General features: G+C 62.2%; 13 protein-coding genes. 10 read left to right on the top strand and 3 right to left on the bottom strand.

Features of this window, described 5'->3' with window-relative positions; genetic code table 11:
• Positions 1-17: 17 nt before the first annotated feature.
• Positions 18-341, top strand: a complete 324-nt coding sequence (locus HJB82_RS24120; protein WP_007634163.1) for a YbaB/EbfC family nucleoid-associated protein — start codon at positions 18-20, stop codon at positions 339-341.
• Positions 342-369: 28 nt separating this feature from the next.
• On the opposite strand, the gene HJB82_RS24115 is transcribed toward HJB82_RS24120, so the two are convergent.
• Complete coding sequence (locus HJB82_RS24115; protein ID WP_207582414.1) at positions 370-999, bottom strand: MOSC domain-containing protein; 630 nt, start codon at positions 997-999, stop codon at positions 370-372.
• Positions 1000-1056: 57 nt separating this feature from the next.
• Between HJB82_RS24115 and recR the strand changes: the two genes are divergently transcribed.
• Positions 1057-1662, top strand: coding sequence for a recombination mediator RecR (gene recR / locus HJB82_RS24110; RefSeq protein ID WP_003589338.1), 606 nt, complete (start codon positions 1057-1059; stop codon positions 1660-1662).
• A 185-nt stretch (positions 1663-1847) separates the two neighbouring features.
• Complete coding sequence (locus tag HJB82_RS24105; RefSeq protein ID WP_221141760.1) at positions 1848-3119, top strand: lytic murein transglycosylase; 1272 nt, start codon at positions 1848-1850, stop codon at positions 3117-3119.
• Positions 3120-3123: 4 nt separating this feature from the next.
• Here the strand turns inward: HJB82_RS24105 and HJB82_RS24100 are convergent, their stop codons facing one another.
• Together HJB82_RS24100 and HJB82_RS24095 are read right to left on the bottom strand one after the other, a co-directional pair.
• Positions 3124-3576: a GNAT family N-acetyltransferase gene (locus HJB82_RS24100; protein ID WP_207582412.1), complete on the bottom strand. Its 453-nt coding sequence runs from the start codon at positions 3574-3576 to the stop codon at positions 3124-3126.
• Between the two features lie 8 nt (positions 3577-3584).
• Positions 3585-5216, bottom strand: coding sequence for an MFS transporter (locus HJB82_RS24095; protein ID WP_207582411.1), 1632 nt, complete (start codon positions 5214-5216; stop codon positions 3585-3587).
• Positions 5217-5460: 244 nt separating this feature from the next.
• On the opposite strand from HJB82_RS24095, the gene rimP reads away from it, so the two are divergent.
• The 7 genes from rimP (at position 5461) to HJB82_RS24060 (ending at position 13741) form a co-directional block, all read left to right on the top strand.
• Positions 5461-6066 carry a ribosome maturation factor RimP gene (rimP, locus tag HJB82_RS24090; protein WP_012559489.1) on the top strand — a complete coding sequence of 202 codons (606 nt, stop codon included), beginning with the start codon at positions 5461-5463 and terminating at the stop codon, positions 6064-6066.
• Positions 6067-6125: 59 nt separating this feature from the next.
• Positions 6126-7727, top strand: coding sequence for a transcription termination factor NusA (gene nusA / locus HJB82_RS24085; protein WP_207582410.1), 1602 nt, complete (start codon positions 6126-6128; stop codon positions 7725-7727).
• Positions 7724-8422, top strand: coding sequence for an RNA-binding protein (locus HJB82_RS24080; RefSeq protein WP_207582409.1), 699 nt, complete (start codon positions 7724-7726; stop codon positions 8420-8422). The genes nusA and HJB82_RS24080 overlap by 4 nt, the downstream gene beginning before the upstream one ends.
• A gap of 101 nt (positions 8423-8523) precedes the next feature.
• The gene (gene infB, locus HJB82_RS24075; protein WP_207582408.1) at positions 8524-11280 is read left to right on the top strand and encodes a translation initiation factor IF-2; all 2757 of its coding nucleotides are present in this window, start codon (positions 8524-8526) and stop codon (positions 11278-11280) included.
• A 159-nt stretch (positions 11281-11439) separates the two neighbouring features.
• Positions 11440-11844, top strand: a complete 405-nt coding sequence (rbfA, locus tag HJB82_RS24070) for a 30S ribosome-binding factor RbfA (RefSeq protein WP_164006026.1) — start codon at positions 11440-11442, stop codon at positions 11842-11844.
• Positions 11845-11857: 13 nt separating this feature from the next.
• Positions 11858-12790: a tRNA pseudouridine(55) synthase TruB gene (gene truB, locus HJB82_RS24065; protein ID WP_207582407.1), complete on the top strand. Its 933-nt coding sequence runs from the start codon at positions 11858-11860 to the stop codon at positions 12788-12790.
• Between the two features lie 99 nt (positions 12791-12889).
• The gene (locus tag HJB82_RS24060) at positions 12890-13741 is read left to right on the top strand and encodes an alpha/beta fold hydrolase (protein WP_207582406.1); all 852 of its coding nucleotides are present in this window, start codon (positions 12890-12892) and stop codon (positions 13739-13741) included.
• Positions 13742-13835 lie beyond the last annotated feature (94 nt).

Here is a 13835-nt window from a genome sequence, read left to right as displayed (position 1 = left end):
CAACAAGGAGCAAGACGATGCGCGACATCATGGGCATGATGGGCAAAGTCAAGGAAATGCAGGCCAAGATGGAGCAGATGCAGGCGGAGATCGCCGAGCTCACGGCCGAAGGCAAGGCCGGCGGCGGCCTCGTCACTGTGCTCATCTCGGGCAAGGGCGAGCTGAAGAGCCTGAAGATCGACCCATCGCTGTTCAAGGAAGACGATGTCGAGATCCTCGAGGACCTGATCGTCGCCGCCCACAAGGACGCCAAGGACAAGGCCGAGGCGCTCGCCGCCGAAAAGACCAAGGCACTCACCGCCGGCCTGCCGATCCCGCCCGGTTTCAAGCTGCCGTTTTGATCGAGCCGCAAACAAAATAGGCCCGCGCCTATGCCCAGTGTTCGTGCGCGGCTTCCAACACTGCTTTCAGTTTGTAGTGGATCGGTGATGCGAGATATCTCGCCCGGTCCACCTCAGACAGGCGCCGGCCGAAGGTTTCCATTAGCTCCGGCATCGTCACCTTCTCTCCCGCAAATGGTTGGTGATCGACCGGCATTCCGGCCTCGGCCACCCCACCCCTGATCACGCGGCAATAGATGCCGGGACGGGCGGCGGCGGTGTAACGCTTGACGAATGTCGGATCGTCCATCCTGGCGGCGAAGGTAGCGCAGGGAATGCGACATGAGGTGACTTCTAGGACGAGATCGCCCGCGGCAAAGCGGTCGCCGACGGCGACGTCGCGGTTGTCGAGATCTGATATCACCATGTTTTCACCGAAAGTGCCGGGCTCGTATGGCCGGCCAAGCTCCCCGCTCCACCAGTCGAGCGTCAGCGACCCCTCGACATAAACTGCCTGATCGACTCCGCCATGGTGTTTTCGGTTGCAGATGGCATCACCGACCAGTCCTTCAGCATCGATTATCACCGCGCCGTTGACGGCATGCTTGAAGATGCCGGTCTTATAGCTCTTGCCCGGCAGTTTTTCCGGATTGCCGGTGCACAGCGCCAGGATTTTCATGGGACGGCCGATCCTTCCGCGATTCCGTTTTCGTTCCATATCAGTTAAGAACGGCGCATGGCAAAACGAGTCACCGGCCCCGAAATCGAAAAACTCATCCAGCTTCTGGCGAAGGTGCCGGGCCTCGGGCCGCGCTCGGCACGCCGGGCGGCACTGCATCTGATCAAGAAGAAGGATCAGCTGCTTGGCCCGCTGTCGAATGCGATGGGCGAGGCCTATGACAAGGTGAAGATCTGCTCTCGCTGCGGCAATGTCGATACCGTCGATCCGTGTACCGTTTGCACCGACACGCAGCGCGATCAATCCATCATCATCGTCGTCGAGGACGTATCGGACCTTTGGGCGCTGGAGCGGGCAGGCGCAATGAACGCCGCCTATCATGTGCTCGGCGGTACGCTGTCGCCGCTTGACGGGATCGGGCCCGACGATCTCAACATTCGCGGGCTGATCGACCGGATCGGCGAAGGTGGCATCCGCGAGCTGATCATCGCCGTCAATGCCACCGTCGAGGGCCAGACGACGGCGCATTACATCACCGACCAGTTGCAGGGGCTCGAGGTGAAGATCACCCGCCTGGCGCACGGCGTGCCTGTCGGCGGCGAGCTCGACTACCTCGACGAGGGTACACTTGCGGCGGCCCTTCGGGCGCGGACGGTGATATGAGAGGCTTGGGTATGGCGCACCGCACCCCCCTCTGCCCTGCCGGGCATCTCCCCCACAAGGGGGGAGATCGGCTAGGGGGGACCTCTTGCCTTGATCAACGGCCACAGATGGCCGAAACCGCTTCGCTCACGACCAAGATTCCGCGAAGCCGGCGCTTCTTGCCGATCTCCCCCCTTGTGGGGGAGATGTCCGGCAGGACAGAGGGGGGTATTCTACGGCGGCTGCGGATATTCGCACTCGCTGCAATGGCCGCTCTCCTACCCCTCCCCGCCCTCGCAACCCCTTCGAAAGCCGATGTCGAAGCGCAGTTCGAGACGTGGGTGCAGAAGGACCTCTGGCCCGAGGCGAAGGCAAACGGCATTTCGGAGAAGACCTTCCAGGCCGCTTTCTCCGGCATTAGGCTGAATTGGGACCTGCCCGATCTGGCGCCGCCCGGCTTCCCGCCGCCGAAGGAGCAGAAGCAGACGCAGGCGGAGTTTTCCTCGCCCGGTCCCTATTTCAACGAGGACCATCTGAAGAGGCTTGCCGCGACGGGGCGCGGCTTTGCCGCGCAATATGGTTCGACGCTGAAGCGGATCGAGAAGACCTATGGCGTGCCGGGCTCGATCGTGCTTGCCATCTGGGGCCGGGAGACCGGCTTCGGCGCGGCGAAGATCCCGAATTCGGCGATCGAGGTGCTGGCGACCAAGGCTTTCACGTCGACGCGTAAGGAGATGTTCCGCACCGAATTGGTGGCGGCGCTGCATATTCTCGACGGAGGCGACGTGACGCCCGCCGATTTCAAGGGTTCGTCGGCGGGCGCGCTTGGTCAGCCGCAGTTCATGCCGACCAGCTATCTGAAATATGCCGTCGATTTCGACGGCGACGGCCATCGCAACATCTGGACCTCGGTGCCGGATACGCTCGCCTCGATCGCCAATTTCCTGGTCAAGAAAGGTTGGCAGCGCGACCGCGACTGGGGCTTCGAGGTATCGATACCGGAGGCGGTCTCCTGCGCGCAGGAAGGCCCCGACCTGGCAAAGCCGCTGTCGCACTGGGCCTCGCTCGGCATCGACCGCATCTCCGGCAAGGGTTTTCCATCGGGCGAGATGAAGGCTGAGGGCATGATGCTGGTCCCGGCCGGCCGCGACGGGCCGGAATTCGTCGTCACGCCGAATTTCTACATCATCAAGGAATATAATAATTCCGATCTCTACGCGCTTTACATCGGCAATCTCGCCGACCGGATCGCCGATAATGGCGGCGCCTTCCAAGGCCGATGGGGAGATGTCGGCAAGATGCTGCGCTCGGATGTCGCCGCCATGCAGAAGGCGCTGGAACGGCAGGGCTACGATGTCGGCGGTTCCGACGGCCTGCCGGGCTACAAGACCCGGCGTTCGATCGGCCAGTGGCAGGCGAAGAACGGCATGAAGCCGACCTGCTTTCCCGAAGCCACGATGAAAGGCAAGTTGAAATAAGGATTCAGAGCGTGCGCTTCAGCCCCTCATGGCTGGCGACGAAGCCGAGCTTCTCGTAGAAGCGCATCGAGCCTGCTCGCGTCTTGTCCGATGTCAGTTGCACGAGGCCGCAGCCGCGCGCGGCGCATTGGCCAATCGCCCATTCGATCAATTCTGCGCCGAGACCCGAGCCGCGACGATCGCTTGCAACACGCACACTTTCGATCTGACCGCGCCACATGCCCGTCCTCGACAGGCCGGGAATAAAGCTCAGTTGCAGGCAGCCGACGACCCGATCGGCCGCATCGATTGCAACGGCCAAAAGCTGATTGGCATCCGCCTCGATCGCGGCAAAGGCCGAGAGATACCGCGCATCGACGGGGTCGGCGACGATTTCCCTGGTGCCGCCAAGATCGTCGTCGGCCAGAAGCCGGACGATGGCGGCGAGATCGGATTGGCGGGCGAGCCTGAAACTCATGCTTGGCCTCAATGATGCAGATCGATCGGCGCCTTGTGGAAGACATCGTCGCCCGGCGGGATCGCCTGGCGTTCGATCATCCGGTGAACATGCAGCGGACCTTCGCCGCGGTGAAGCGCACGCAGCCTGTCGGTGTTTTCGGCATCGGCCTGCGTCCGCCGCTGGTTGTGTCTGATGTATTCGACCCAGGTCGGCGTATGGTAGGTTTCCGTCCACAGTCCGGGGTTTTCGAGATCGCGCATCAGCGCCCAGTTGCGGGCGCCATCGCGGATGCGGATACGGCGCCGTTCGCCCATCAGCTCCATGAATTCGGCCAGGTCGTCATCTCCGATCTCATAATCGACCTGAATGACGATCGGGCCGCTGCGCGGCGTAATGTCGAGACTGAGGGCCGGCTCGGTGAAGCGGTTCAGCGGATCGAGATTGAGCGAGGCGAAGGCCGGCATGGAAAAACGCAGGCCGATCACGATGCCGAGCAGCATGACGGTCGATGACATCAGCAGCGCATCGGCGACGCCGTATCGATCGGCGGCAATACCCCATAGCCAGCTGCCGCCGGCGATGCCGCCAAAGGTAACGGTCTGGTAGAGTGACAGCGCGCGGCCGACCACCCAGCGCGGCGTCGAAAGCTGGACGATGGTGTTGAAGAGCGAAAGTGCGGAAACCCAGCAGGCGCCGGAGACGAGCAGCCCGGCAGAGGTAAGGACAGCGCTTGGGCTGAAGGCGGCGATGACGGCGCTCAGCGCGAAGCCGGCGAAAGAGAGGCGGATGATCATCTCGCTGGAAAGCATTTGGCGCAGTCGCGCATTCAGCACCGCCCCGCCGATCGCACCGATGCCGAAGGCGCCGAGCATGAAACCATAGGTCAGCGGGCCACCGCCGACGAGATCGAGCGCGACGATCGGCAGCAGCGCCAGGATCGAGCTGGCGCCGATGCCGAAGAGCAGTCCCCTGAGGAGAACCTTTTCGAGATTGGGCGACATCGAGACATAACGCAGGCCAGCGAAGATGGCGCTGCCGAGCGCCTCCCGCGGCAGAGTCGAGACCGGCGTGCTCGGCCGCCAGCGCAGCAGGGCATAGATCAGCGCGAGGTAGCTTACGGTGTTCACTGCGAAAGCTGCAGCGGCGCCGGCTGCGGCGACGATGACGCCGCCGATCGCCGGCCCAACGCTGCGAGTAATGTTGAAACCCATGCTGTTCAGCGTGACGGCGCCCGGCAGATCGGCGCGCGGCACCATGTCGCCGACCGAGGCCTGCCAGGAGGGATTGTTGAGTGCTGTGCCGCAGCCGATCAGGAAGGTGAAGAAGAGCAGCAGCCAGGGGGTGATCCAGCCGAGAAGGGCGAAGATCGTCAGCAGAGCCGAAACCGTCAGCATCATGCATTGCGCCGTCAGCATGACCCGCCGGCGGTCGTAATTGTCGGCGAGCGCACCCGATATCAGCGAAAACAGCATGATCGGCAGCGCCGTCGAGGTCTGCACCAGCGCGACCATATCCTCCGAGGCGCTGATCGTCGTCATCATCCAGGCAGCACCAACCGCCTGGATCAGGCCGCCGAAATTCGAGGACAGGCTGGCGAACCAGATGGTGCGGTAGGTATCGTGCCGCAGGGGCGCCAATGTCGACGAAGTGTAGGCCACGATTTCTCCGCTTTTGTTGTTGCGCCGCAACGGCAATATATGCGCAAGATCGGCGCTGGCCATAGGCCCACCGACGTCACCCGACACGAATTGGCGGAATCAGCCGCAGACCTTGCAATTTCGGAAAAACCCGACTATATGGCTCTCAAATTCTTGATCGCTTGATGAAGAGTGGGCCGCAAGGACCCGCTCTTTTTTATTAGCGCGATCCCTAAAAAGCATGAAATTGCGAGGAGCGCACCGCTTGTCGGACATGACAAACGCAGGCAACGAACTTGAGCCGCGGCTGATTACCGAAACCGGGCTCGACCAGCGTCTTGCCGATATCATCGAACCTGTCCTCATCGGCATCGGCTTCCGGCTTATCCGCGTCCGCATGCTGAACCAGAACGGCGTGACGATGCAGGTGATGGCCGAACGCAACGACGGGACGATGACGGTTCAGGACTGCGAAGAAGTCTCGATGGCGATTTCTCCTGTCCTCGATGTGGAAGATCCGGTCGATAAAGAGTATCATCTCGAAGTGTCTTCGCCCGGCATCGACCGTCCGATGGTGCGGAAATCCGATTTCGTCCGCTGGCAGGGCCACCTTGTGAAATGCGAGACGTCGATCTTGATCGACAATCGCAAGCGCTTCCGCGGCAAGATCGTCGAAGCAGGCGTCGATGGTTTCACGCTCGAGCGTGACCAGGTCGCTTACGGGGAAGAGCAGAAGGTCACCATTCCCTTCACGGCGCTTAGCGATGCGAAGCTCATTCTGACCGACGACCTGATCCGCGACGCGTTGCGCGCCGATAAGCTGGCGAAAGCCGAGGCCGCCAACCAGAACGAAGCGGACGACCAGGAATAACCGATCAACAGACCGCTACAGGGACGGGAACCCTGGAGTAAAGACGGAGAAACAAGACAATGGCAGTCAGTGCGAACCGGCTCGAACTTCTGCAGATCGCAGATGCAGTGGCGCGCGAAAAGGTCATCGACCGCGAGATCGTGCTGGCCGCAATGGCCGACGCCATCCAGAAGGCGGCACGCTCCCGTTACGGCACCGAGTCCAACATCCGGGCCGATATCAATCCGAAGACCGGCGAAATCCGTCTGCAGCGCCTGCTCGAAGTTGTCGACAAGGCTGAGGATTATTCGACGCAGATCCCGCTGGAGCTTGCCCGCGACCGCAACCCGGACGCCGCACTCGGCGATTTCATCGCCGATCCGCTGCCGCCAATGGATTTCGGCCGCATCGCCGCACAGTCCGCCAAGCAGGTGATCGTGCAGAAGGTGCGTGAAGCCGAGCGCGACCGCCAGTTCGACGAATTCAAGGATCGCGTCGGCGAAATCGTCAACGGCACCGTCAAGCGCGTCGAATATGGCAATGTCATCGTCGATCTCGGCCGTGGCGAAGGCATCATCCGCCGCGACGAAATGATCCCGCGCGAAAACGTCCGCTATGGCGATCGCGTCCGTGCCTATGTTTATGATGTCCGTCGCGAGCAGCGCGGCCCGCAGATTTTCCTGTCGCGTACGCATCCGCAGTTCATGGTGAAGCTGTTCACCATGGAAGTGCCCGAGATTTACGACGGCATCATCCAGGTGAAGTCGGTCGCCCGCGATCCGGGCTCGCGCGCCAAGATCGCCGTGATCTCGAACGATAGTTCGATCGATCCGGTCGGCGCCTGCGTCGGTATGCGCGGCTCGCGCGTTCAGGCCGTCGTCGGCGAACTCCAGGGCGAGAAGATCGACATCATTCCGTGGTCGCAGGACCCGGCGACCTTCGTCGTCAATGCCCTGCAGCCGGCCGAAGTCGCCAAGGTCGTTCTCGACGAGGATGCCGAGCGTATCGAAGTCGTCGTTCCCGACGAGCAGCTGTCGCTTGCGATCGGCCGCCGCGGCCAGAACGTCCGGCTCGCCTCGCAGCTGACCGGCTGGGACATCGACATCATGACGGAGGCCGAGGAATCGGAACGCCGCCAGAAGGAATTCAACGAGCGTACCAACCTGTTCATGGATTCGCTCGACGTCGATGAAATGGTCGGCCAGGTTCTGGCCTCTGAAGGCTTTGCAGCGGTCGAAGAACTGGCTTATGTCGATCTCGACGAAATCTCCTCGATCGACGGTTTCGACGAAGAGACGGCGCAGGAAATCCAGCAGCGTGCCCGCGAATTCCTCGAGCGTCTCGAAGCCGAGATGGACGAGAAGCGCAAGGCGCTCGGCGTTCAGGACGAGCTGCGCGAAATCGACGGTATCACCGCCCAGATGATGGTGGCGCTCGGCGAAGACGGCATTAAGTCGATCGAGGACTTTGCCGGTTGTGCCGCCGACGACCTCGTCGGCTGGACGGAACGCAAGAACGGCGAAACGAAGAAGTTCGAAGGCCTGTTCTCGAAGTTCGACGTCTCGCGCGTCGAGGCCGAACAGATGATCGTCCAGGCCCGCCTTTCGGCCGGCTGGATCACGCAAGAGGACCTGGCTAAGGGGACCGAAGAAGAGGTCGCCGAAGCCGAACAGGAAGTATGATGACCGCGCATGAGCCGGACGCTCTCCCTGATGAGGACGACGATCTTGCAGGTTATGACGTGAACGGACGCATGTGCATCGTGACGCGCGAAAGCGGATCGCCGGAAGAGCTGATCCGCTTCGTTGCCGCTCCCGATGGAACTATTGTCGCCGACCTGAAGCGCGAGCTTCCGGGACGCGGATGCTGGGTAAAGATCGACCGGTCGCTGGTCGACAGGGCGGTGGCGAAGAAACTCTTCGCCCGCGCGCTGAAAATGGATGTGAAGGCGGCAGACGATCTCGGCGCGAGCGTCGATCGGCTGCTCGCGGCGCAATTGATGCAGATGATGAACATGGGGCGGAAAGCCGGCCAGTTCGTCAGCGGATCCTCGAAAGTGGATGCCGCAGTTAGAAGCGGGGCAGCGCTTGCGGTGTTCCATGCGACTGATGCAGCGGACGACGGCGTCCGAAAAATCGACCAGGCCCGCAAGGCCTGGCACCTCGGAATGGAGACCGAGGAGGAGATACCTTCCTTCCGTCTCTTCTCGGAGAGCGAAATGGAAGGCCTGATGGGTCAGAATGCTTTTATCCATGCCGCAGTGCTTGCAGGGCAGGCGGGTGAGGGTGTAGTGAAGCGCGCAAAGATGCTCGAACAGTACCGTATTGGCGGTCAGTCCCGGGCAGCAGCGGGCGGCGCTGGCCGGCAAAAACAATGAGGCGGTCACCGGCATCGGCCGGTCGCATCCTCATTGATCGACAGTATTGAACGACAGGGTCTGATCTAGTCATCGCTCCCTGTCCGAAGGAACGGGAACGAATGACCGATAGTAACGACGACAAGACAATCAGCGTGACGGGCAAAAAGACGCTTACCCTGAAACCATCGGGGATGAGCCAGGGCACCGTTCGCCAGGATATGGGTCGAGGTCGCACCAAGGCGGTTGTCGTCGAGACCCGCAAGCGGCGCCCGATGCGCCCGGAAGACGAAAAGCCGATCACACCTGCCGCTCCGGTGGCCCCTGTGCGTGCTGCCGAACCGGCGCCGGCGCCTATGCAGGCGCGCCCGCAGCAGCCGACGCCGGCACCGCGGATCCAGCAGGGCAACAACAACCAGACGAACCAACGTCCGCAGCAGTCCCACCAGGCGCCGCGCCAGAACGATCGTCCGCGTCCGGTAGTGCTGAACCATCTGTCGCCGGAGGAAATGGACGCCCGCCGCCGTGCGCTTGCCGACGCCCAGGCGCGTGACGCCCAGGATGCGATCCGCCGCGCCGAGGACGAAAAGCGCCGTGCCGCCGAAGAGGTTGTCCGTAAGGCAGCCGAAGCAGAAGAAGCTGCCCGCAGGGCCGCTGAAGACGCTATCCGACAGGCTGAGGCGCCCGCCGCCGTTGCTGAACCAGCAGCCGCGGCACCGGCTCCGGCCGAGGCAAGCGCCGACGCCCCACAGCCGCAGCAAACCGCATCGTCGGCACCAGCTGTGCGCCGGCCCGATGCGGCCGGAGCACCGGCTGCTGCCCGTCCGGCAGCGGGCGCTGCCGTTCCCGGCGCCGTTCGCGGCCGTCGCGACGAAAAGGAAGAAGAAGATCGGGGTGCCGCGCGCGGTGGTCCGGTCCGTGGCCGTGTCGTTCGCCCGGAACCGGCAAAGCCGGTCACCACGCGTCCGAAGACGGATGAAGAGCGCCGTCGCGGCAAGCTGACGATCTCCACTGCCAACGTCGACGGCGACGACAATGCCCGCGGGCGTTCGCTCTCGGCGATGCGCCGCCGGCAGGAGAAGTTCCGCCGCGGTCAGATGCAGGAAACCCGCGAGAAGATCTCCCGCGAGGTAGTTCTGCCAGAGACCATCACCATTCAGGAACTGTCGCAGCGCATGTCCGAACGCGCTGTCGACGTCATCAAGTACCTGATGAAGGAAGGCCAGATGATGAAGCCGGGCGACGTCATCGACGCCGACCTTGCCGAACTCATCGCCGGCGAATTCGGCCATACGGTCAGGCGCGTGTCGGAATCCGACGTCGAACTTGGTATCTTCAACGTGTCCGACGAGGATGGCGAACTGGTTTCGCGCCCGCCCGTCGTCACCATCATGGGCCATGTCGACCACGGCAAGACCTCACTGCTCGACGCCATCCGTCATGCCAACGTGGTTTCCGGCGAAGCCGGTGGCATCACGCAGCATATCGGCGCCTATCAGGTGGAGCAGAGCGGTCAGAAGATCACCTTCATCGATACGCCCGGCCACGCCGCCTTCACGGCAATGCGTGCCCGCGGTGCGCAGGCGACCGACATCGCGATCCTGGTCGTCGCAGCCGACGACAGCGTGATGCCGCAGACGATCGAATCGATCAACCACGCCAAAGCGGCCGGTGTTCCGATCATCGTTGCGATCAACAAGGTCGACAAGCACGAAGCCGATCCGCAGAAGGTGCGCAATCAGCTGCTGCAGCACGAAGTCTTCGTGGAATCCATGGGCGGTGAAGTGCTCGACGTCGAAGTTTCGGCAAAGACCGGCAAGAACCTCGACAAGCTGCTCGAGGCGATCCTGCTGCAGGCGGAAATTCTCGATCTCAAGGCCAATGCGAACCGGACTGCTGAAGGTACCGTCATCGAAGCCCAGCTCGATCGCGGCCGTGGTTCGGTCGCGACCGTGCTTGTCCAGAAGGGCACGCTGCGTCCGGGCCAGATCATCGTCGCCGGTGACGTCTGGGGCCGCGTGCGCGCGCTTGTCACCGACAAGGGCGACCATGTGAAGGAAGCAGGTCCGGCAACCCCGGTCGAGGTTCTCGGTCTTTCCGGTACGCCGCAGGCGGGCGACAAGTTCGCCGTCGTCGAAAGCGAAAGCCGCGCCCGCGAAATCTCGGAATATCGCCAGCGTCTTGCCCGTGACAAGGCGGCTGCCCGCCAGTCGGGACAGCGCGGTTCGCTGGAACAGATGATGATGCAGCGCCAGAGCGTCGGCATCAAGGAGTTCCCGCTGGTCATCAAGGGCGACGTGCAGGGCTCGATCGAAGCGATTGCCGGCGCGCTCGAGAAGCTCGGCACCGACGAGGTCCGCGCCCGCATCGTCCATTCGGGCGCCGGTGGCATCACCGAGTCGGATATTTCGCTCGCCGAAGCGTCGAACGCGGCCATCATCGGCTTCAACGTTCGTGCAAATACGCAGGCACGTCAGTTCGCCGAGCGCGAAGGCATCGAAATCCGCTACTACAACATCATCTACGACCTGGTGGATGACGTGAAGGCAGCGATGTCGGGCCTCTTGTCTCCGGAACGACGCGAAACCTTCATCGGCAATGCCGAAATCCTCGAGGTGTTCAACATCACCAAGGTCGGCAAGGTCGCAGGCTGCCGTGTCGTCGAAGGCAAGGTCGAGCGTGGCGCAGGCGTCCGCCTCATCCGCAACGACGTCGTCGTTCACGAAGGCAAGCTCAAGACCCTCAAGCGCTTCAAGGACGAAGTGTCCGAAGTGCCGATGGGCCAGGAGTGCGGCATGGCCTTCGAAAACTACGAGGATATGCGCGCCGGCGACGTCATCGAGTGCTTCCGCGTCGAACATATCACGCGCACGCTCTAAACCGCTGCGGCTGAGCGCAGCATCAGCCTTCCGAAAGCCATTCGCCAGCCGGCGGATGGCTTTCGGGTACCTGCGACTTGACCTTTTCTGCCAAAAGAGTCATGGACGCTCTCCTTTGACGGGTTCGATTCCCAGCCGCATCGGCAAATAGAGATAACAATGACCAGATCGACTTCTTCCGCGCCTTCGCAGCGCATGCTGCGCGTTGGCGAACAGGTTCGCGCCGCGATCACCCAGGTATTGCAGCGCGGCGAAGTGCGCGACGACGTCATCGAAGCGACCGTGATCTCGATCTCGGAAGTGCGCATGTCGCCCGACCTCAAGATGGCCACCGCCTATGTGACACCGCTCGGCGTTTCCGACCACAGCATCGTCATCGAGGCGTTGAACCGTAATGCGAGGTATATCCGCGGCAGGCTCGGGCAACAGCTTCGGCAGATGAAATACATGCCGGAGGTGCGGTTCCGCGACGATACCAGCTTTGACAACTACAAGAAAATCGACGAGCTGCTGCGTTCGCCCGAGGTGCAACGCGACCTCGACGGCGATAATGACGAACAATAAACAGAAGAGACGCATGTCCAAACCACGCAAACCCAAGGGCCGGCCGATTTCCGGCTGGCTGATCCTCGACAAGCCGGTGGATTTCGGCTCGACGGAAGCCGTTTCCAAGATCAAGTGGCTCTTTAAGGCGCAGAAGGCCGGTCATGCCGGCACGCTCGATCCGCTCGCCTCCGGCATGCTGCCGATCGCGCTCGGCGATGCGACCAAGACCGTTCCCTATGTGATGGACGGCCGCAAAATCTATGAATTCACGGTCAGCTGGGGCGAGGAACGCGCGACGGACGATCTCGAGGGCGACGTGACCGAAAGCTCGGACAAACGCCCGAGCGAACAGCAGATCCGCGATATCCTAGCCAGCTATATCGGCACCATCAGCCAGGTGCCGCCGCAGTTTTCGGCGATCAAGATATCGGGTGAACGCGCCTATGATCTGGCGCGCGAAGGCGAAGTTGTCGAGATCCCCTCGCGCGAAGTCGATATCTTCCGGCTGACATTGCTCGCCTGCCCGGATGCCAATACCGCGCATTTCGAAGTCGAATGCGGCAAGGGCACCTATGTCAGGGCGCTCGCCCGCGATTTCGGCCGGGAGCTCGGCTGCTATGGCCACGTGTCCGGGCTGCGGCGCACCTTCGTCGCGCCGTTCGCGGAAGAGGCCATGGTGCCGCTCGCAGACCTTGTGGCGCTGGAGGCAATCGAGGATATGGACGAGCGGCTTGCCGCCCTCGATGCGCTGCTGATCAACACCTGCGAGGCGCTTTCCGCCCTGCCCCATCTCGTCATCAACGACGATCAGGCGCACCGGCTGAAGATGGGCAACCCGATCCTCGTGCGTGGCCGCGATGCGCCGGTTGCCGAAAGCGAAGCCTATGCGACGGCCCGCGGCAGGCTGATTGCGATCGGCGAGATCGGCCAGGGCGAGTTTCGCCCGAAGCGGGTTTTCGGCTGAGTCTGTACAGCTAACGATTGTCAGGCGTTAGCGATGCGATATCTTCCTTTCGGGCCGTGGCGGCCCGAAGGGCCATGGCGGCCCGACAAGGGGATGATTATGCGCGCAACCACTATCGGCATACTGACGTTCTTTTCGATGTTCCTGACTGTTGCCGGCGCTCAATCCGCCGAGCGCTGGGCCGAGCTCCCGGCCTTTCCTGCAATGCCCGTGCCGAAGACGAGCGGCATGGCCGATGTGAACGACATCAAGATGTATTACGCCGAATATGGTGAAGGCGACCCGATCCTCTTCATCCATGGAGGTCTTGGAAATGCCGAGGTCTGGGGTCATCAGATCGCCGATTTTGCCAAGGATCATCTGGTCATCGTTGCCGACAGCCGCGGACATGGGCGCTCGACGCGCAGCCGACAGCCCTTCGGCTACGATCTGATGACATCGGATTATGCCGCGCTTCTCGACCATTTGCAGATCGGCAAGGTGACGCTGGTGGGATGGTCCGACGGCGGCATTATCGGCATCGACATGGCGATGAAACATCCGGAAAAGCTGACGCGCGTCATTGCGCAGGCCGCCAATGTCACCACCGACGGCGTCAAGCCTGACGTCTTGAGAAACAAGACCTTCAACGACTACATCAACGTCGCCGGTGAACAGTACCGGAAGCTGTCGCCGACGCCGAACGAATATGATGCCTTCGTCACCCAGATTTCCGAGATGTGGGCGACACAGCCGGCCTGGACGGCGGCGGATCTTGGAAAGATCACGATACCGGTCACGCTCGCCATCGGCGACCATGATGAAGCCGTGAAGCTCGACCATACGGAGATGATGGCCAAAGAAATTCCGGGCGCAAAGCTCGTGATCCTGAAAGACGCCAGCCATTTCGCCATGCTGCAGGATCCCGCAGGTTACGATGCAATGATCCGGGAGGCCATGGCGGGCCGCTGAAAACCGCCGCGGGAGCTCCCCTCTTTCCATCGCTGCTTATTTGGTTTATAGGCAGCGCCAGCGTCAGGTTCGCCTGCTCGCATTCACGGCCAAA

Origin of the sequence: Rhizobium sp. NZLR10, assembly GCF_019685125.1 — a bacterium.
GTDB lineage: Bacteria > Pseudomonadota > Alphaproteobacteria > Rhizobiales > Rhizobiaceae > Rhizobium.
The sequence above is the reverse complement of the archived record's forward strand: the minus strand, read 5'-3'. Positions and strand labels throughout refer to the sequence as shown.